This is a genomic window from Halomonas sp. 3H (assembly GCF_024206005.1).
In the GTDB taxonomy this organism is placed as follows: Bacteria; Pseudomonadota; Gammaproteobacteria; order Pseudomonadales; family Halomonadaceae; genus Halomonas; species Halomonas campaniensis.
In genome coordinates this window covers 2206530-2226133 of record NZ_CP100360.1, presented here as the reverse complement: position 1 = coordinate 2226133, position 19604 = coordinate 2206530, and the positions used below count along the sequence as shown (strand labels likewise).

Here is a 19604-nt window from a genome sequence, read left to right as displayed (position 1 = left end):
ATCGACGGGAGCACGAGATGATCAAGCTGCACCACCTGGAGAACTCGCGCTCGCAGCGCATCGCCTGGCTGCTGGAGGAGCTCGGGGTCGACCACGAGATCGTCACCTACCGGCGGGATCCGGCGACCCTGCTGGCCCCGGCCTCGCTGCGGGCGGTCCACCCCCTCGGCAAGTCCCCGGTGATCACCGACGAGGGGCGCGGCGGCCGGGCGATTGCCGAGTCGGGCGCGATCATCGACTACCTGGTGGCGCACCATGACCGGGACGACCGGCTGGCCCCGCCCGCGGGCAGCGAGGCCCACGAGCGCTACCGCTTCTGGCTGCACCATGCGGAGGGGTCGGCGATGCCGCCGCTGGTGATGCGCCTGGTCCTCTCCCGGCTCGGCCAGCCGCCGGTTCCGGCGCTGGCCAGGCCGCTGGGGCGGCTGTTCGCCCGCGGCGTGGAGCAGCAGTACCTGGGGCCCCAGGTCCGCCAGCTGATGGACTACTGGGAAGCGGCGCTCGAGGCGAGCCCCTGGTTCGCCGGCGAGGCCTTCAGCGCCGCCGACATCCAGATGAGCTTCCCGGTGCTGGCGCTGGAGGCCGGTGGCGGCCTCGATGAGCACCCGCGGCTGGCGGCATTCCTCGGGGCCTGCCGCGAACGCGAGGCCTATCGGCGGGCGGTCGACCGGGTCGGAGAGTTCAGCCTCGGCTGAGCCTCAGCGCCCCGGGTGGTCCTGGCGGGGGCGGCGCGAGGCGGGACCCAGCGGGCCCAGCCAGAGCCACACCTGGAACACCACCAGCAGCGGCAGCAGCCAGGCCGGGGCGCCGGTCACCCAGACCAGCAGCTGGTGGAGCAGGAAGCCGGTGATGCCGGCGACCAGGCCCACCAGGGTGAACAGCAGGGGGCGCTCATGGCCCGGGCGCCGTGACAGGCGGTAGAGGGTGCCGACGAAGGCGCCGAAGGCAGCCGCCATGGCCAGGGGAAGGATCAGCGCTTGCATCGTCTCGGTTCGCTCCGGGTCGTGAGGTGAGGGTCACGCCAGCCTAGGGCCCGGCAGGTGGCCATGACTCTACGACTTTGGTTGCAACTGGTGCTCATATCAGGGCATGCCGATGGACTTGCCGGTCACAAGGTAAGACCATTGGCACCTGTTTGCTTAGCAGGCGACGCAATTTCGCCTTCCCATCCGCCGATCCCCTCCCGCCAAGGAGTGTCGAATGAGTGCCATCGTCCTACTGGTCCTGGGTCTTGCCGCGATGGCGGCCGGGTACTTCCTGTACTCGAAGTTCATCGCCGAGAAGATCTACCGACTGGATCCCGACTTCAAGACGCCCGCCCACGAGTACGAGGATGGCGTCGACTTCGTGCCCACCAACCGCTTCGTGCTGTGGGGCCACCACTTCACCTCGGTCGCCGGGGCCGCGCCCATCGTGGGGCCGGCCATTGCGGTGATCTGGGGCTGGCTGCCGGCCTTCCTGTGGGTGGTGTTCGGCACCATCTTCTTCGCCGGCGTGCATGACTTCGGTGCCATCTGGTCCAGCGTGCGCAACAAGGCCAAGTCCGTCGGCGCCCTGACCGGCGACGTGGTGGGCAAGCGCGCCCGCAGCATCTTCATGATCGTCATCTTCCTGGTGCTGCTGATGGTCAACGCGGTGTTCGCCGTGGTGATCGCCGGGCTGATGATGAACTTCTCCAGCGCCGTGGTGCCGGTGTGGGGCGCCATCCTGGTGGCCCTGGTCATCGGCCAGCTGATCTACCGCCGCATGCTGAGCCTCCCCATGGTCTCCATCATCGGCGTGGTCTGCCTCTATGCGCTGATCGGCATCGGGCCCTCGGTGCCGCTGCAGATGCCCGCCGAGGTGGCCGGCCTCTCCGGTAACGCGGTGTGGATCCTGATCCTCTTCGCCTACGCCGCCATCGCCTCGCTGCTGCCGGTGTGGGTGCTGCTGCAGCCACGCGACTACATCAACGGCCTTCAGCTGTTCATCGGCCTGATCGTGCTCTACGGTGCCATCGTGCTGATGAACCCGAGCCTGGTCGCCCCGGCCTTCAACGACAATGTGCCTGCCGGCACGCCGTCGCTGCTGCCGCTGCTGTTCGTGACCATCGCCTGCGGCGCCATCTCCGGCTTCCACGGCCTGGTCTCCTCCGGTACCACCTCCAAGCAGCTCAACAAGGAAACCGACGCCCGCTTCGTCGGCTACTTCGGCGCCATCGGCGAGGGCATGCTGGCCCTGGCCGCCATCCTCGCGGCCACCGCCGGCTTCGCCACCCTGGCCGACTGGGAGGCGATGTACACCAGCTTCGGCCAGGGCGGCGTCAACGCCTTCGTGGAGGGTGGCGCCTTCATCATCCACAACGGCATCGGCCTGCCCGAGACCACCGCGGCGACCCTGCTCACCGTGATGGCGGCGCTGTTCGCCGGCACCACCATGGACACCGGCCTGCGCCTGCAGCGCTACATCTTCCAGGAGTGGGGCGAGATCTATAACCAGGCCTGGATGAAGAAGCCGGCCATCGCCACCCTGCTGGCCGTGGGCAGCTGCCTGCTGCTGGCCTTCGGTGCCGGCGGTGCCGACGGCTCCGGCGGCCTGATCATCTGGCCGCTGTTCGGCACCACCAACCAGCTGCTGGCCGGCCTGACCCTGCTGGTCATCACGGTGATGCTGGTGCGCCTGCGCCGTCCGATGATGTATACCCTGGTGCCGCTCTGCTTCCTGCTGGTGATGACCATCGCCGCGCTGCTGATCCAGCTGCGCAGCTTCTTCGAGCAGGGCAACTACTTCCTGCTGGTACTGGACATCGTGGTGCTGGTCGCGGCCATCATGGTGGCCATGGAGTGTGCCTCGGCCCTCAAGCGCTCGCGCGCCGAGATGGCCGCCGAGCAGAAGTGACAACGGGAGTGTGACCCATGAACGACGATCATGACCGCGGTCGTGATCCTCGTCTCGAACGGATTCGGGCCTGGCTAAGCCAGGCCCGTTTCTTCGCGGAGGAGGTCTACTCCTCCCGCTACCGGGGCGCCATCGCCCGCGCCCGGCGAGACGAGGACGACCTCTTCATGCTGCTGGTGTTCTCGGAGATGATGGGCGTACCCAACCCGGCGGCCTACTACACCCTGGAGCTGCAGCCCCTGCTGCTGGAGCGCTTCCACGACTGGCACAAACGGATGGGTATGGAGCGCTCGCCGCTGGATCATTTCAAGTGCTGCTGAGGCCCTTCGGGCAGTAACAAGCTACAAGGAGCAAGCGACAAGGAAACCCTTGCCGGGTGCGATGCGGGGGGGGGCAGCCTCGTGGCTTGCAGCTTGAGAAGCAAGGAATCTCATATGAAAGAGCTACTCGAAAAGCGCCTGCTGTGGGTGGGCGGCAAGGGCGGGGTCGGCAAGACCACGGTGTCGGCGGCCCTGGCGGTGCTGGCGGCGCGGCGGGACCGGCGGGTGCTGGTGGTCTCCACCGACCCGGCCCATAGCCTGGGCGATGTCTTCGACCGGGAGCTGGGGGATACGCCGCGTCGGCTGCTGCCCAATCTGGACGCCATGGAGATCGACCCGGACGCCGAGGTGGAGGCCCATCTGGCGCGGGTCACCGAGCAGATGCGTCGCTACGCGGCCCCGGAGATGATGAAGGAGCTCGAACGGCAGATGCGGCTGACCCGGCAGTCCCCGGGCACCCAGGAAGCGGCCCTGCTGGAGCGGTTGTCGCGGCTGGTCACCGATGACGCGGCGCCCTGGGACCTGATCATCATCGATACCGCGCCCACCGGCCACACCCTGCGGCTGTTGACCCTGCCCGAAGCCATGGCCGCCTGGACCGACGGCCTGCTGGCCCACAACCGCAAGTCGGAGGAACTGGGCAAGGTGCTCTCGCACCTGACGCCCCGGCGTGGCCGCGACCTGGCCTCGCCCCTCGACGATCCGGAGGAGGACCCGCTGGCCGACCTCGACGAGCGCACCCGGGACGTGGCGCGCACCCTCATCGAGCGGCGGCGTCTCTTCCACCGGGCGCGGCGGCGCATCGAGAACGCCGAGGAGACGGGCTTCCTGTTCGTGATGACTCCCGAACGCCTGCCGATCCTCGAGACCGTCCGTGCCGTGCAGTCCCTGGAGGAGGTGCATATCCCGGTGGCCGGCACCCTGGTGAACCGGGTGATCCCCGAGGAGGCCGACGGCGACTTCCTGCGCGCCCGCCGCGAGCAGGAAGCGACCTACCTGGCGCGCATCGACGACGAGCTTGGCCACCTGCCGCGACCGCGGCTCCCCTGGCTGCCCACCGATGTCCAGGGGCTCGAGATCCTCGAGGGGCTGGCCGATCGCCTCGAGGGCGAGGGCTTCTAGCGAGGCGTCGCGATACCAGGGCGCGTGCCGTTGCCGGCTATGCCTCTTCTGCGGCGCCGCCGCGATGGCGCTCCAGCAGGCGGGTACGGACCTTCAGCACGGCGCGCCCCAGCCACTCGTGCAGGGCCCGGGTGCTTTCGTTGAGGTGATAGGCGCGGGGAATCCAGCCGTGGAGCCCCGCGGGCGGGGCACTGGCGAACTCGGTGGGGGCGAGGGTCACCGTCAGCCCGGCCCGCTCGAACTCCGCCCCGGCACGGGGCAGGTGCCAGGCCTGGGAGACCAGCGCCACCCGCTCGATGCCGGCGGCCCCCAGCATGGCGGCACTGAACCGGGCGTTCTCCGCCGTGCGGCGGCTCTCGCCCTCCATCCAGCGCACCGGCACATCGAACACCTCGCGCAGCGCCGCGGCCATCAGGCTGGCCTCGGCGCTGTGCTCGTCGTGGACGCGGCCGCCGCTGACCAGGATAGGCAGGCCGCTCTCGCGATGCAGGTGGGCGCCATAGGCCAGTCGCCGCCAGGTGGCATTGGCGGGGGCGTCGCCCCAGCCGAACTCCGGGGCGACATGGTCGCGGCCACCGCCCAGGATCACGATGGCCTGGGCGCCGCGCAGCGCCGTCGGGCCCGGCAGGGGGGGCGGCTCCAGGCCCTGGCGCAGGGCGTGGCTGGCCCAGGGGGTGGCGAGCAGCAGCAGGCTGGCCAGCCCCAGGGTCAGCAGCAGCCCCCCGAACAGCCGGCGTGCGCCCAGCAGCAGCCCCGCCAGGATCAGCAGAACGTTCACCAGCGGCGGCAGCAGCAGGTACTTGAGCCATTCCATCAGGTCGGACCTCCTGTGCTGCCGTCGAGCCGTTCCAGGCGGCGGGTCGGCCAGTGCACCACGGCGGTGTGGCTGCGCATGCGTTCGGCCAGGCGCGGATGCTGGCGCTGGATCACCCGGGCGGCGAAGTCGGCCAGGAAGCGCGACTTCAGCTCGGCGCGGGCGCGGTCGACCCCGACCGCCTGGTAGGGCGTTGAGGCGAGCAGCATGAAGCCGTCGTCGGGAATGCGCCCGGCGGCCATGTTGTCATCGATGATGTCGGCGGCGGTACCGATGGGCTCGGCCAGGTCGGGGCCGTAGGGGCCGATGATCAGGGCGGTGTTGGGCAGGTGGAGGAAGTCGAAGCCTCGGCCGACGCAGATCACCCACTCGCGGTGCTCGATGTCGAGGTCGCGGGCCACGCCCCGCAGTGCGGCGACGTGGGCCAGGTTGCCGGCGAGCAGCGGCAGCAGGTCGCGACGGATGTCCGCGGCCATGTCCGGGCAGAGCGAGGCCAGGCGCCGCTCGAGGCTCGGGGTGGCATCCTCTGCCAGGGTGCCAATGTCCAGGGTGGCGTCGTCCTCGCCGTGGACGATCAGGGCGTCGCTGTCGGTCTCGAACCCGCAGACCAGCGGGTAGACGTTGCGACGGTCGCGCCCGAACAGCCGCTCCGCCTGGGCCTGGATCTGTCGGGCGTGGGCCAGGGCGGCCCGGTGGTCACAGTCGAAGCCGGCGCAGCCTCGCGCCTTGCTGCCCCGAGAGAAGTGGTAGGTGATCACCAGCAGCACCCCGTTGCCGGCGCGTATCGCCTGGCCCACGGCGTCGGTGAGGATCTCCCCCAGATAGGGCCAGCCCAGGTCGAAGATCCCGCCCAGGTTGCGGAAGGGGGTGATGATGCCCAGCGGCGTGCGGGTGGCATGGGGCAGGTGTAAGCGCCCGTCCATGCACTTCATGGCCAGGATGCGGGTGGGGTGGCGGGCCAGGTAGCGCTCCCGGGAGAGGGATGCCGAGGGGCTGCAGTAGGTCGCGGCATGCTCCCGCGAGAGGGCCAGCAGCGCCTCGATGCGCTCCTGGATTGGACGGTCGTGAATTCGCATGGGCCGGCTCGGGTGGCGTTATGGTCTTGTTGTGGGCTCTATCGTCCACCAGGCGGGACGCCGATGCAAAGCCGCGGCTGCCGGTGAGGCCCCGGCCTCAGGGGGCGGCGCGCTCCGCGTCAGGGGCGAGCAGCCGCTCCCGGTGCACGTCGAAGTAGCAGAGCGCCTGATGCACCGCGCTAACCACCGCCCGGGCCGTGACCGTGGCGCCGCTGAGCCCGTCGAACTCGCCGCCGTCCCCCTGCAGTGCCCAGCCGCCGGCGGGGTCGTCCAGAGAGCGGCCGTCGAACTGGCGGATCCAGCCGCTGCGGCGCGTCTCGATGGCATCCCCGAGTCCCGGGGTCTCGTGATGTTCGGTGACCCGGGCGCCGGTGATGGCCCCCTCGGCGTCGATGCCGACCACCAGTGAGATATCGCCGTGATAGCCGCGGCCGGTTACCACCGGCAGCACCACGCCGATGATCCGCTCCTCGTGGCTGCCGGTCGCGGTGCGCGCCCGCCAGGCCTCGAAGGGGGTCGGGTGGCCCATGCGGCGCTCGGCGGGCAGGCAGAGCGTGTCCCCAAGGAGGTCGTTGTCGTAGCCGGGCGGGGCGACCTCGGTCACTTCCCGGTAGGGGCTGTCGAGCGTGGCGGCGTCCTCGGCCTGCCCGGGGGAGGCGCCGAGACCACAGAGCACCAGCAGCGGGATGGCGAGGCGGACCGGGCGGCGGCGGGCCGGTTTCCTGCGGGTGGCTGACACGGGCATCGGGGGTGTCTCCTCGGCGGCGTGCGGGACACTCCCACTATCGCCTCTCCGCGCTCAGAGTTCGACCTTCTCCTTGAACTCGCAGAGGTCCTCGATCACGCAGCTGCCGCAGCGCGGCTTGCGCGCCAGGCAGGTGTAGCGGCCGTGGAGGATCAGCCAGTGGTGGGCGTCCTGGCGAAACTCCTTCGGCACGTGGCGCAGCAGCTTCTTCTCGACCTCGACCACGTCCTTGCCCCTGGCGAGCCCGGTGCGATTGGCGACCCGGAAGATATGGGTGTCCACGGCGATGGTGGGCTGGCCGAAGGCGGTGTTGAGGATGACGTTGGCGGTCTTGCGGCCTACGCCGGGGAGCGCTTCCAGGGCCGCGCGGGTCTTCGGCACCTCGCCGCCGTGCTGCTCCACAAGCAGGTGGCAGGTCTTCATCAGGTTCTCGGCCTTGGTGTTGAAGAGGCCGATGGTCCTGATGTGTTCCTTGAGCCCGTCGATCCCCAGGTCGATGATCGCCTCGGGCGTGTTGGCCACCGGGAAGAGCCTGGCCGTCGCCTTGTTGACGCCCACGTCGGTGGCCTGAGCGGAGAGCAGCACCGCCGCGAGCAGCTCGAAGGGGCTGGTCCAGTTCAGCTCGGTGGTGGGTTCGGGGTTGTGGTCGCGCAGCCGCGCGAAGATTTCAAAGCGTTTCTGGGCGTTCATGGAAGTCCGTAGCAATGGAAAGGCGGCGTTGCAGCACTATCCGGGGCTTTCCCGGCGACAGGTCTGCGAGGAGGCGCTGTGAATACATCCCTGTACACTACCGACGCCATCCCTGGCGTAGGACCTCCTCTTCGACCTGTCCCCGGCGCCCCTACCCTTGGCAGTAAATCCGCGGGTCCGGTTTTTGGGTTTGACTGGCTTTGGCGCGTGCTTTTCGGACAGGGACCAGCTTGACTAGCTCTTGTCCAGCGCGCTTCTGGCCTCGGCCAGCAGCCGCTCGGCCTCGGGGAGCTGGGCGCGGGCGGTGGCCTCGGCCTCGGCGTCGCCACGGCGCCGGGCGCTTTCCAGCTGCTGGCGCACCCGCTTCACGGCCTGCTCGGCGGCCCTGGCGGCCATCTGCCGCTGCCGCACGCCCGGCGGTCCCGCGGTTTCCTGGCGTCCGCGCTGCTGCAGCAGCCGTTTCTGGCGCTCCAGGCGCTTCTCGCGGGCCTCCCGGGCCAGGCGCGCCTGGCGTGCACGGTGACGTAGGCGGCCCAGCTCGGCGCGCCGGGCGAGGTAGGCGTCGCGCTCGGTCTCGCTTTCCGCCGCCTGCCAGGCAGGGTGGGGGACCAGGTCGATGCAGTCCACCGGGCAGGGCGCCACGCACAGCTCGCAGCCGGTGCACTCATCGGTGATCACCGTGTGCATGCGCTTGGCCGCACCGAGGATGGCGTCCACCGGGCAGGCCTGGATGCACTTGGTGCAGCCGATGCACTCGGCCTCGCGGATCACCGCGGCCAGCGGCGACTGGGGGGGCTCCGCCAGGGGGGCGCGCGGCTGGCCGGTCAGCGTGGCGAGGCGCTCGAGGGTGGGCTCGCCGCCCGGCGGGCAGCGGTTGATCGGCTCGCCGTCGGCGATGGCCTCGGCATAGGGCAGGCAGCCATCGAAGCCGCACTTGCCGCACTGGGTCTGGGGCAGCAGGGCGTCGATGGCCGCGATCCGCTCGCGTCGGCTCACGGCGACCTCAGGTCACCCGCTGGCCGGGCTCGGCGCCGGCATCGGGCGAGAGCAGGTAGATGCCCTCGTCGTTGGCCGAGGCGAGCACCATGCCCTCGGAGAGGCCGAAGCGCATCTTGCGCGGGGCCAGGTTGGCGACCATCACGGTGAGCCGGCCCTCCAGCGCCTCGGGGGCATAGGCGGCGCGGATGCCGGAGAACACCGTGCGGGTCTCGCCGCCCAGGTCCAGGGTCAGCTTGAGCAGCTTGTCGGCGCCCTCGACGTACTCCGCCTTGGCGATCCGCGCGATGCGCAGGTCCACCTTGATGAAGTCGTCGAAGCCGATCTCGGGGGCGATGGGCGCGTCGGCCAAGGGGCCCCTTGGGGTCTCCTTGAGCTTCTGTTCTTCCACCAGGTCCTCCTTGGATGCCGCCATCATGGCATCGATCTTCTCCCGCTCCACGCGGGTCATCAGCGGCTTGAACTTGGCGATCTCGTGGTCCAGCAGCACCGCGTGGCGGCTATGCCAGTCGAGGCTGTCGAGCTTCAGGAACTCGCGGGCGCCCTCGGCCATGGCGGGCACCACCGGGGCCAGGTAGACCATCAGCTGGCGGAACAGGTTGATGCCCACCGAGCAGATGTCGAGCACCTCCTGCTCGCGGCCCGCCTGCTTGGCCAGCACCCAGGGCTCGGCCTCGGCGATGTAGGTGTTGGCCTCGTCGGCCAGTTCCATCACCAGGCGCATGGCGCGGCCGAACTCGCGGGCCTCGAACTGCTCGGCGATGGCATCGCCGGCACCGATGAAGCGGGCGACGAGCTCGGGCTCCGCGCAGTGGGCGGAGAGCCGGCCGCTGCCCAGCTTCTTGACGAACCCCGCGCAGCGGCTGGCGATGTTGACCACCTTGCCGACCAGGTCGCTGTTGACCCGGGCGGCGAAGTCCTCGAGGTTGAGGTCCAGGTCATCCACCCGCGAGGTGAGCTTGGCGGCGAAGTAGTAGCGCAGGTACTCGGGGTTGAGGTGGTCCGCGTAGGTGGCGGCCTTGATGAAGGTGCCGCGGGACTTGGACATCTTGGCGCCGTTGACGGTGACGAAGCCGTGGCAGTTGACCGCCGTAGGGGTGCGGAAGTCGGCGCCATGCAGCATCGCCGGCCAGAACAGGGCGTGGAAGTAGACGATGTCCTTGCCGATGAAGTGGTAGACCTCGGCGTCGCTGTCCTTCTTCCAGTAGCTGTCGAAGTCGATGCCCGTGCGCTCGCAGAGGTTCTTGAAGCTGGCCAGGTAGCCGATCGGCGCGTCGAGCCAGACATAGAAGTACTTGCCCGGGGCGTCGGGGATCTCGAAGCCGAAGTAGGGCGCATCGCGGGAGATGTCCCACTCGTTGAAGCCGGCCTCGAACCACTCCATCAGCTTGTTGCGGATCTGCGGCTGGACATGGCCGTCGCTGATCCAGCCGTGGAGGAAGTCGGCGAAGTCGGGCAGCTTGAAGAAGTAGTGGGTGGAGCTGCGCACTTCCGGAGTCGCCCCGGAGATGGCCGAGACCGGGTCGATCAGTTCCGCCGGCGTATAGGTGGCGCCGCACGCCTCGCAGTTGTCGCCGTACTGGTCGTCCGCCCCGCACTTGGGGCAGGTGCCCTTGATGAAGCGGTCGGCCAGGAACAGGCCCTTCACCGGGTCGTACATCTGCTCGATGTCCCGGGTGGCGATATGACCGGCGTCGCGCAGGCGGGTGTAGATCAGCTCGCTGAAGTAGCGGTTCTCTTCGGAGTGGGTGGAGTGGTAGTTGTCGAAGGCCACGCCGAAGGTGGCGAAGTCCGCCTGGTGCTCCCGGGAGACCCGGTCGATCAGCGCCTCCGAGCTGATGCCCTCCTGCTCGGCTCGCAGCATGATGGCGGTGCCGTGGGCGTCGTCGGCGCACACGTAGTGGCACTCGTGGCCGCGGCTCTTCTGGAATCGCACCCAGATATCGGTCTGGATGTATTCCAGCAGGTGGCCGAGGTGGATCGAGCCGTTGGCATAGGGCAGGGCGCTGGTGACCAGGATCTGGCGCGGGTGGCGTGCGGTGTTCGACATGTCGGCTCTGGAATTCCCAAGAAAATCAGACCCTCGATTGTAGCCGTCTTGGGCCCGGGCTGCACCCGTGTCGCCGAGCGATTGGCTTGCCCCCGCCGGGTCGGTTAAAATGGTTTGACGGTGGCCACACGGATCGATGGTTCGCCGGCTCTCATCACCTTCGCGTCACGCATCCATGGAACCGTTCAGAACGACTGACCCTTCATGGAGGATGACCCATGCGACTTCGCCACACCCTGCCCCTGATGGTGGCCGCTGCCCTGCTGGCCGGCTGTGCCGGCAACGCTATCTCGCCGAACTACTCCAGCTCCAACCCAGACATCATGCGCATCGGCGACGACCGCCCCGCCGATCCCGAGAAGCGGGTCGAGGACCTCGGCTCCTACTGCGTCGAGGTCACCGAGACCTGGAACGCCCATGGCACCACGCCCGACGGCCAGAGCCTGTGGGCCAAGGACACAGCCCGCAAGGTCGTGCCCTGCAACTGATACCGGCCTGGCGCCCGGTGCAACGCCGGCCGCCACGTTCCGTCATGTCACGCGAGTGAAGCGCCCGGCAGCCTGGCTGCCGGGCGCTTCACCGTGGACGATCCCCTTGTTCACGGCAGCGGGATATCGTTGACCCGGGTCGGACAGTGGTAGCCGCGCTGGACGGCGGGCCGGGCGGCGATCGCCAGGTACCAGCGCCTGACGCCGGGATAGTCCGCCAGGTCGATCCTCTGCCATTCGAAGCGCGAGACCCAGGGCCAGCAGCCGATGTCGGCGATGGAGTAGTCCCCGGCGAGGTAGTCCCGGTCGGCCAGCCGGCGCTCCAGGACGCCGTAGAGGCGCCGGGCCTCCTGGTGGTAGCGCTCCTCGGCATAGGGGGCCTTGCCGGGATGGAAGTGGAGGAAATGGTGGGCCTGGCCGAGCATCGGCCCGAGCCCGCCCATCTGCCACATCAGCCACTCCAGGGTCCGGTAGCGCGCCGTGGGCTCCGTGGGCAGCAGCCGGCCGGCCTTTTCCGCCAGGTAGATCAGGATCGCGCCGGACTCCATCAGCGCCATGCCGGACTCCGGGTCACGGATGGCCGGGATCTTGCCGTTGGGGCTGACCGCGAGGAACTCGGGCGCCTGCTGCTCACCCCGGGTGATATCCACGGCATGGGCCCGATAGGGCAGGCCGAGCTCCTCGAGCAGGATGGAGACCTTGCGGCCGTTGGGCGTGCTCCACGTCCAGAGGTTGATCATGTCAGCTCCTCGCGTGTCCGGTGAGGCAATGGGGAATCCCCGCCATCGAGCCTCTCACAGGCTCGCCGGACTGTCACCGCCGACGGCGCCGGCCGCCATCAGCCAGTCACCCTGGGCGGGGGGCAGGCAGCCGCTGCGCGCGCCGGGGGCCAGGAAGGGGCGCAGGATCGGCTCCATGCCCTTGAGCACCTGCACGGGCAGTGCGGAGGTGAAGCGGAAGCGGTCCGACTCGCTGCCGGCCACATAGGCGGTCAGGGTGCCGAAGTGGTCGTCCCCCAGGTAGAACACGAAGGTGGCGGTGCGGTTGCGCGCTTCGGAGTGGAGCACCTGGCCGCCGCGGGTCACCGTCTCGAAGCGGTTGTTGCCGGTGCCGGTCTTGCCACCCAGCACCAGCGGGGTCGTCTCGTCGAGGCTGAAGCTGCTCTGCAGGCGCCGTGCCGTGCCCCCCTCCACCACCTGGGACAGGGTGTCACGCAGCACGGCGGCCACCTCGGGCGCCATCACCTGGCGCGCCCGGCCGCCATCCGGGACGTAGCGTGTCTCGTAGGGAGTGCCCGCGGCGAAATGCACTTCGTCGATGCGCAGGGTGGGATGACGGACCCCGTCGTTGAGGATGATCCCCACCAGCTCGGCCAGCGCGGCGGGACGGTCGCCGGAGCTGCCCAGCGCCGTGGCCAGCGACGGCACCAGGTGGTCGAAGGGATAGCCCAGCCGTTGCCAGCGCTGGTGGATGTCGAGGAAGGCCTCCACCTCGAGCATTGTGCGAATCCGCACGTCCCGCGCGCTGCGATGGCGGGTCTTAAACAGCCACCCGTAGACCTCCTGGCGCTCGTCGCGGCTGGCGGCCTCGGCGTCGGCATAGCCGGCCTCCGGCCGGTCGAGCAGGTAGCCGACCAGCCACAGCTCCAGGGGATGGACCCGGGCGATGTAACCCTGGTCGGAGAGCGAGTGATTCTCCGGGGCGTAGCGCCGGTAGAGCTCCTCCAGCCGCCCGTGAGAGAGGGCCTCGCCGGGCAGGCGCTCGGCCAGGAAGGTGGCGAACGCCTCCGGGGTGGCCTCGGGGAAGAGGTAGCGGTGAACGGCGGCCAGGCGGGTCGAGGTGATCCGCAGCCCGCCGAGGAAGGCCTCCAGGCGGTCGTCGCTCTCCAGGTGGCGGTACTTGCGCCAGAAACGCTGCAGGAAGACCCGCCCCTCGCGGTCGGCGAAGCTCTGCAGGTAGTCGAGCCGGCGAGGGTCGCCGTCGTCCTCCAGCAGCTGCCGACGGTCCTCGCTGCGATGGACGCTGTACTGGACCAGGTCGCGCAGCAGCCGGACGAAGGGCAGGTTGAGCGACTCGCGCATGGCCTCCTCGAGGGTCGGCTGGCGGCCGTTGTCCTCGCGGCGGAAGTTGCTGAAGGTATGGCGCCCCCCGCCGGTGAAGAAGGCCTCGTGGGGGCTGGCAGAGTAGCGGCGCTGCATGGCGGCCGCGAGAAGGTCGTGCAGGGGCAGGTCGGGGGCGGCGGCCAGCCGGTCCAGGACCCAGCGGGTCAGGGTGTCCTGGCGATCCACCTCGAGCGAGCGCAGCGTTTCCTGCGGCTGGCCGGCATGGCGGCCGTGCAGTTCGGCGATCACCTCCAGGTAGGTGGCCAGCACTCGCAGCTTGGCGGTGGAGCCGAGCTCGAGCTTGCTGCCCTCGTTGAGGTCGAAAGGCTGGCCGCCGTTGTCGGTCTGCACGCGGACCCGGAATCCCTCCTCGCCGCGCTCGAAGAGGGTGAAGCTGTAGCGCACCTCGCCGGTCTTCTCCGGCGAGAGCAGGCGGTCGCCGAACAGGCCGATCTCGCCGGCGAACGCGGGGTCGGCCAGCCGGTGCAGGTAGTCGGTGACCTGTCGCTGCAGGTCGCCCTGCAGGGTGGTGCGGGCCGACAGGTCCAGGCGATCCAGCTCGTGGAGGGAGACGCCCAGCATGCCGGCGAGGCGGCTGCGCGGCATCTGCACCCCCTTGTCCACGGCCAGGCGGGTATGCAGGGGTGACTGGCCGAAGTCCCGGAAGGCGAGGCGCTGGTCGAGGGCGGCCTGCTGCAGGGCGACCGGCAGGAGGCCCTCGTCACCGAGCAGGCGCAGGTAGCTGTCGGTGAGGCGTTCCAGGCTGTCGCGGCCCCGGTTCAGGTACCAGGAGGGGCGACGCTGGGCGATCATCAGCGCGAGCACCTGGCGCAGGGCCAGCCCGTGGCGCTGAGGCTCGACCGCCGCGTTGAAACCCGGGACCAGCAGCCGGTTCACCTCATCGAAGTCGGCCGCGAACCAGACATGCAGGCCATCGCCCAGGCCGTGGACCTCGCCGTAGCCCGGTGCGGCCGACAGCGGCACCGTGTTGAGGTAGTCCAGCGCCACGTCCTGGCGGGCGGTGAGGGTCTCGGGCCCCTGGCGGTAGCCGCGCACGCTGGCCGAGACCATCTGGCGCAGCTTCTCCATGGGGGCGGCGGTCAGGCCGCCCGGGGAGTGGCGATACTTCTCGATCTGGGTGGCCAGGGTGCTGCCGCCGGCGGACTGGCCGGGCATGTCAAGGGCCTGGCCCACCTGGGAGAGGGCGGCACGGGCGAAGCGCGGCCAGTCCACGGCCGGGTTGGCATGGGGGGCGCTGGCATCCAGCAGTTCGCGGTTTTCGATGAACAGCAGCATGTCCAGTACCAGCGGCGGTACCGCGTCGAAGTGCGGGTAGTAGCGCTGGGGGTGGCGGAAGGTGTAGAGCGAGTCGCTGCGACACTCCGCCAGGCTCAGGCCGGCCCGGGTCTTCTCCCGGTAGGGCGGGAAGAACCCCCGCTGGGCGAAGTCCAATAGCGCCGGGGAGAAGCGCGCCTGGCGCTCGATGGCGTAGCCGCGGGAGACCAGGCGTTCCTCGAAGCCGGGCAGGCGGGTGTAGCCCAGCCGCTCGTCGAAGGGACCGTGGGACGGTGTCAGCAGGCGGTCGCTGCGCCCGGGGGCCAGGGTCCAGGTGAGGGTGCCGGCATAGCGCGAGAGCTCTTGGGCCTGGAAGCGCGAGGTGCGTGCCTCGGCCACCAGCAGGGTGGCCAGGCTCACCGCCACCGGCAGGGTAACGACCAGCAGCCAGAGGCCCCAGCGATGCCGGCGTCGGGCGGGCGTCGCCCTCTTCGGCGCGACGTTGCCCGGCGGGGGCGGCCAGCCGGGCGACAGCAGCGGCTCATCGGATGCCGGAGGTCGATGCCATGATGGTTCGCGCCGCTCCATGCGCGTCTCCTCCCTCTCGCCTTCGGTAACAGAAGGTATCTTCCTGTAAGCGTAGACCGAGGCGGGCGGAAGCGAAGGAGGAAATCGCTATCGGGGGGAGGCGTCCCGATAGATGCCGAAGTGGGTCAGGCCGCGGTCATGCAGGTGCAGGGCCTGCATCCGGCTCATGACTCCCTGGTCGCAGTAGAGCAGGTAGCGCCGGTCCTCCGGCAGGTCATCGGCCCGCTGCTGGAGCTCGTAGAAGGGGATCGCCAGGCTCGGCACGCCGGGCAGCGCCAGGGGCGAGGCCTCCCGCTCGTGGGGCGGCCGGATGTCGATCACGCTGACATCCTCGGCCGCCACCAGCTCGCCGGGGGAGTCCACCGTCGGGACCGTGGCCGGTCGCGGCGCGGGCTGCGCCATGTCGGGAGCGGCGAGCCGGTGGGAGAGGGTGGTCTCGGCGGCCGCGATGGCGGCATCGAGGATGGCGAAGTCGAAGTCGGCCTCGGCGGCCTCGAGCTGGTGGCGACGCGCCCGGGTGTGGGGGCGTCGCGAGATGACGCCGCAGTATTCCGGCATCGCCTCGGCGAAGCGGGCAGTGTCGAGGGTGCGGGCCTGGTCGATGATTGCCTGCTTGTCCTCGGTGAGCAGCGGGCGCAGCACCGGCAGGTCGCTGGCCTCGTCGATCAGCGACAGGTTGGTCAGCGTCTGGCTCGAGACCTGGGCGATGGCGTCGCCGGTCACCAGGGCCGGAATCCTCGCCCGCCGGGCGATCCGCGAGGCGGCCCGCACCATCATCCGCTTCAGGACCACCCCCATCAGGCCATCGGGGACCCGGCGCAGGATCTCGCCGACGACCGGCTCGAAGGGCACGGAGATGAATTTCACCCGGTGCGAGAGGCCGTAGCGCTCCCAGAGGTGGTGGGTCACCTCGCGCACGCCGGCCTCGTGGGCCGGCCCGCCCAGGTTGAAGAACAGGAAGTGGGTCTTGATGCCGCGGCGCATCATGCGCCAGGCGGCCACCGGGGAGTCGTAGCCGCCGGAGATCAGCGCCAGCGCCTGGCCCTGCAGCCCCAGGGGATAGCCGCCCGGGCCCGACAGGCGGCGCTGGATCAGCCGCAGCCGGTCGTCGACCACCTGGACGGGAACGTCGACCTCCGGGGCGGTCAGGTCGACCCGGGCGTCGGGGGCGGCGGCCAGCAGCCGGGCGCCGATCCGGCGTTCCATGTCGGCCGAGGTGAAGCCATGCTCGCCGCGGCGCTTGGCCGAGACCCGGAAGCGGCGCCCGGCAATCAGCGCCTGCCAGGGCGGGACCATGGCCTCGGCGATCTGATCGAGGCTGGTGAAGCGCGTCTCGCTGACCGCCTGGATCTCGTGAATCCCCGGGATGCGGGTCAGCCGCGCCTCCACCTCGTTGGCGAGGGCCTCGTCGGCACCGTCGGGCAGGGTGACATGCAGCGCATCCCAGCCATCCCTTACCGTTACCCGCCTGTCCAGGGGCTTCAGGGTGTTGCGCACGTTGGCCGCCAGGCAGCGGGTCATGTGGCGCCGCACCGAGCGCGACTTGATGGTGATCTCCGGAAAGAGCTTGAGCAGGTAGTACATGGCAAGTTTTCTGTAAAGGTCTTGTGAAACAGATGGTTACCATTATACCAGAGGGGCCGGGGCGTGCCGGAACGAAACGCGCCCGGCGATGGCCGGGCGCTGGGAAGATGCCGGGGAAGCGGCGCCCCGGACTCAGTAGAGGGCCTGCTCCTCGTCGACCACCTCCTTGAGGAGCTCCAGGAAGAGGCGGTCCGCCTCGGAGTGCTCCGCCGGATCCTCCGGGATATGCACGCTGGTGGTCTCCGAGATCTCGTTGGCGATCCGCGCCATCACCTCGCGGTTGCGGCCCTCGGGCAGCCGCTGGCGGGCGATCTCCAGCGACTGCTCGAGGATCTTCGGGTCCTGCAGGAGCTTCTTGATGAAACCGCGCAGCTCGTTGATGACCCGGGTCTTCTGGATTTCCGATGAGGACATGGCGTTCTCCTTGTCATGCAGCCGTGTCGATGCCGCGTGACGATAGCACGTTTGGTGGGACGGGAGAGAGGGCGCGGCGCGAAGGCGTTGTCACGTAATCCCTGGCTTACATCAAGTGGAGACGAGATTGTGCTTGAACGAGTGACATGATGCTGGACAAAATGCGAAGCTGAGTTACGCTATTTTACAAATATTAAAAAAATCAGCCTTGAGTGCTATCTGCCACCTTCCTCAATCCCGGTCTTTCGACCGAGATGCTTCGTGGCAGATCAAGGAGAACGGGAAAGGATGCGCCATCCGGTGCGGCTGTGGCCTGCAGGGATGCGACCCGAATAGCCATCATTCACGTCCTGCCGGGTGACGAGCCAAGTGGATCGGCCCGGGATCATGCATAAGGGAACTACCATGAAACGCGCAACCGATCACACCCTCACCCGCCTGGCTGGCGCCGCCGTCGTTGGCGGGGCGCTGGCTATGCTGCCGCTGACCGCCGCCGTGGCCCAGAGCCTGCCGGCGGGCCTGGCATCGCCTGGCTCCGCCGACCTGCAGCAGGTCGTGCGCCAGGCGCTCGCGACCAATCCCGAGGTGCACGCCGCCTGGAACGGCCTGCGCGCCGCCGGCAACGACGTGGGCGTGGCTCGCGGCAACTACCTGCCCAGCGTCGACGTGGCGGCCGGCATCGGCCGTGAGGATCGGGAATCGGACGGCCGCGGCAGTTACGAGACGACCTTCGCCGAGCTGACCCTGACCCAGATGATCTATGACGGCTTCGCCACCCGCAGCGAAGTGGAGCGACTGGATCGGGCCAAGCTGGTGAGCTATTACGAGCTGCTCGGGGCCAGCGAGAACGTCGCCCTGGAGGCGGCCCGCGCCTACCTGGACGTGCGTCGCTATCGGGAGCTGGTGGGCCTGGCCCAGGACAACTATGCCGACCACCTGCGCGTCTTCAACCAGATCGAGGACCGGGTGCAGTCCGGCGCCGGCCGCGGCGTCGACCTGGAGCAGATCAGCGGTCGCCTGGCCCTGGCCGAGTCCAACCTGATGACCGAGGCCTCCAACCTGCACGATGTCACCGCCCGCTACCAGCGCATCGTCGGCAACCTGCCGGCCGAGAACCTGGCACCGGCGCCCGAACTGGACACCCGCCTGCCGCCCTCGGTGGCGGAAGCCGTCAACCTGGCCTTCCAGGGCAACCCGGAGTTCCATGCCGCCATCGAGAACATCGAGGCGAGCCGTGCCGAGCAGGCCGGCACCCGCGCGGCCTTCCAGCCGCGGCTCGACCTGCGCGGTCGCGCCGGCACCTACGACAGCAGCGACGGCAACTTCGACCCGCTGGGGCAGCGCGATCGCCACAGCATCGAGCTGGTGGCCAGCATGAACCTCTATCGCGGCGGCAGCGACCTGGCCTCCTTCCGCGCCGCCAGCGACCGCGTCGAGCAGTCGGTCAACCAGCGTGAGGTGGTCTGCCACAACATCCGCCAGACCACCCAGATCGCCTACAACGACACCCGCCGCCTGCGTGAGCAGCTCCGCTACCTCAACGAGCATCGCCAGTCCATCGATCGCGTGCGTGGCGCCTACCAGCAGCAGTTCGACATCGGCCAGCGCACCCTGCTCGACGTGCTGGATAGCGAGAACGAGTACTTCGAGGCCAGCCGCGCCTACGTCAATGCCGAGTACGACGTGGCGCTCGCCGATGCCCGCACCCTGGCCGCCATGGGGCAGCTGATGCAGAGCCTCGGCGTGGTACGTGACGACATGCCGACCCTGGCCGAGATGGGCAGCGACGGGGTGGAGATCAATCCCGAGGTGATCTGTCCGGCCGACGGCCCCATGGGCTTCACCCTGGCCGACTTCACCGGGGGGATCGAGGCTCCGGCCCGTGCGCCGGACATCACCCTGTCGGCCGATGCCCTCTTCGCCATCAACAGCGCCGAGCTCTCCGGCCAGGCGCGCGGCGAGCTATCGGAACTGGCCGCGCAGATCCGCAACCGCACCGATCTCTCCCGGGTCTATATCGCCGGCCATGCCGACAGCACCGGCAGCGACGCCATCAATGACCCGCTCTCCCAGCGCCGCGCCGACAGCGTGGCCGAGTACCTGGCGAGCCAGGGCGTCGACCGGGAGCTGATCCAGACCCGCGGTTTCGGCTCCCGCCAGCCGGTGGCGACCAACGGCACCGTCGAGGGGCGTCGCCAGAACCGCCGCGTCGAGGTGACCCTGGAACGAGTCGGCGAGAACCTCGACCTGGGCTTCCGGCCGATCCAGGCCCAGCCCCAGGCGCTTGCTGCGGGCGCCGACCCGGTGTCCCTCGCCTGGGCCGAGCCCGCGGCGGTGAACCTCTATGCCGAGGTGGACGCCTATGTCTCGCTGCAGGCGGGGCAACTCGCCTTACGCTAGGATGACGCCTCATCCGTGAGCGTCTGCCATCAGCCCCGTCGGCCATCGCCGGCGGGGCGTCTC

17 protein-coding genes are annotated in these 19604 nt (G+C 69.5%); 6 read left to right on the top strand and 11 right to left on the bottom strand.

All coding sequences use genetic code 11. The annotated features are described in order from the left end of the window. The first annotated feature begins 17 nt into the window (after positions 1 to 17). Complete coding sequence (locus NFC98_RS10310; protein WP_254274909.1) at positions 18 to 695, top strand: glutathione S-transferase; 678 nt, start codon at positions 18 to 20, stop codon at positions 693 to 695. Positions 696 to 698: 3 nt separating this feature from the next. Here the strand turns inward: NFC98_RS10310 and NFC98_RS10305 are convergent, their stop codons facing one another. Next, complete coding sequence (locus NFC98_RS10305) at positions 699 to 983, bottom strand: hypothetical protein (protein ID WP_254274908.1); 285 nt, start codon at positions 981 to 983, stop codon at positions 699 to 701. Positions 984 to 1200: 217 nt separating this feature from the next. Here NFC98_RS10305 and NFC98_RS10300 point away from each other — a divergent pair, with 217 nt between their 5' ends. From NFC98_RS10300 to NFC98_RS10290, 3 genes are all read left to right on the top strand, one after another. Further along, positions 1201 to 2877 (top strand): carbon starvation protein A, encoded by a 1677-nt coding sequence (locus tag NFC98_RS10300; protein WP_254274907.1) that lies wholly within the window; start codon positions 1201 to 1203, stop codon positions 2875 to 2877. Between the two features lie 17 nt (positions 2878 to 2894). Next, on the top strand, positions 2895 to 3197 hold the full coding sequence (locus NFC98_RS10295; RefSeq protein WP_254274906.1) for a cory-CC-star protein: 303 nt from the start codon (positions 2895 to 2897) through the stop codon (positions 3195 to 3197). Between the two features lie 114 nt (positions 3198 to 3311). After that, positions 3312 to 4319, top strand: coding sequence for an ArsA family ATPase (locus tag NFC98_RS10290; RefSeq protein ID WP_254274905.1), 1008 nt, complete (start codon positions 3312 to 3314; stop codon positions 4317 to 4319). A gap of 37 nt (positions 4320 to 4356) precedes the next feature. Here NFC98_RS10290 and NFC98_RS10285 read toward each other — a convergent pair whose 3' ends face one another. The 6 genes from NFC98_RS10285 to metG form a co-directional block, all read right to left on the bottom strand. After that, entirely contained in the window at positions 4357 to 5133 is a 777-nt protein-coding gene (locus NFC98_RS10285) for a YdcF family protein (protein ID WP_254274904.1), read from the bottom strand. Beyond that, a complete protein-coding gene (locus tag NFC98_RS10280; RefSeq protein WP_254274903.1) occupies positions 5133 to 6209 on the bottom strand; it encodes a carboxysome shell carbonic anhydrase in 1077 nt (358 codons plus the stop codon). The genes NFC98_RS10285 and NFC98_RS10280 overlap by 1 nt, the downstream gene beginning before the upstream one ends. Before the next feature lie 97 nt (positions 6210 to 6306). After that, positions 6307 to 6954, bottom strand: coding sequence for an RnfABCDGE type electron transport complex subunit G (locus NFC98_RS10275; RefSeq protein WP_254274902.1), 648 nt, complete (start codon positions 6952 to 6954; stop codon positions 6307 to 6309). Between the two features lie 54 nt (positions 6955 to 7008). Next, on the bottom strand, positions 7009 to 7644 hold the full coding sequence (gene nth, locus NFC98_RS10270; RefSeq protein ID WP_254274901.1) for an endonuclease III: 636 nt from the start codon (positions 7642 to 7644) through the stop codon (positions 7009 to 7011). Between the two features lie 234 nt (positions 7645 to 7878). Continuing rightward, positions 7879 to 8640, bottom strand: a complete 762-nt coding sequence (locus NFC98_RS10265; protein ID WP_254274900.1) for an RnfABCDGE type electron transport complex subunit B — start codon at positions 8638 to 8640, stop codon at positions 7879 to 7881. Positions 8641 to 8647: 7 nt separating this feature from the next. Beyond that, positions 8648 to 10690: a methionine--tRNA ligase gene (gene metG / locus NFC98_RS10260; RefSeq protein ID WP_254274899.1), complete on the bottom strand. Its 2043-nt coding sequence runs from the start codon at positions 10688 to 10690 to the stop codon at positions 8648 to 8650. 218 nt (positions 10691 to 10908) lie between these two features. Between metG and NFC98_RS10255 the strand changes: the two genes are divergently transcribed. After that, positions 10909 to 11178: a hypothetical protein gene (locus tag NFC98_RS10255; protein WP_183329317.1), complete on the top strand. Its 270-nt coding sequence runs from the start codon at positions 10909 to 10911 to the stop codon at positions 11176 to 11178. A 110-nt stretch (positions 11179 to 11288) separates the two neighbouring features. Here the strand turns inward: NFC98_RS10255 and NFC98_RS10250 are convergent, their stop codons facing one another. From NFC98_RS10250 to NFC98_RS10235, 4 genes are all read right to left on the bottom strand, one after another. Next, the gene (locus NFC98_RS10250; RefSeq protein WP_254274898.1) at positions 11289 to 11918 is read right to left on the bottom strand and encodes a glutathione S-transferase family protein; all 630 of its coding nucleotides are present in this window, start codon (positions 11916 to 11918) and stop codon (positions 11289 to 11291) included. 54 nt (positions 11919 to 11972) lie between these two features. Beyond that, positions 11973 to 15143: a transglycosylase domain-containing protein gene (locus NFC98_RS10245; protein WP_254274897.1), complete on the bottom strand. Its 3171-nt coding sequence runs from the start codon at positions 15141 to 15143 to the stop codon at positions 11973 to 11975. A gap of 87 nt (positions 15144 to 15230) precedes the next feature. Then, positions 15231 to 16727: a tRNA uracil 4-sulfurtransferase ThiI gene (gene thiI, locus NFC98_RS10240; protein ID WP_254274896.1), complete on the bottom strand. Its 1497-nt coding sequence runs from the start codon at positions 16725 to 16727 to the stop codon at positions 15231 to 15233. 132 nt (positions 16728 to 16859) lie between these two features. Then, entirely contained in the window at positions 16860 to 17141 is a 282-nt protein-coding gene (locus tag NFC98_RS10235) for a hypothetical protein (protein ID WP_254274895.1), read from the bottom strand. 405 nt (positions 17142 to 17546) lie between these two features. On the opposite strand from NFC98_RS10235, the gene NFC98_RS10230 reads away from it, so the two are divergent. Continuing rightward, on the top strand, positions 17547 to 19541 hold the full coding sequence (locus tag NFC98_RS10230) for a TolC family outer membrane protein (protein ID WP_254274894.1): 1995 nt from the start codon (positions 17547 to 17549) through the stop codon (positions 19539 to 19541). The last annotated feature ends 63 nt before the right edge of the window (positions 19542 to 19604 follow it).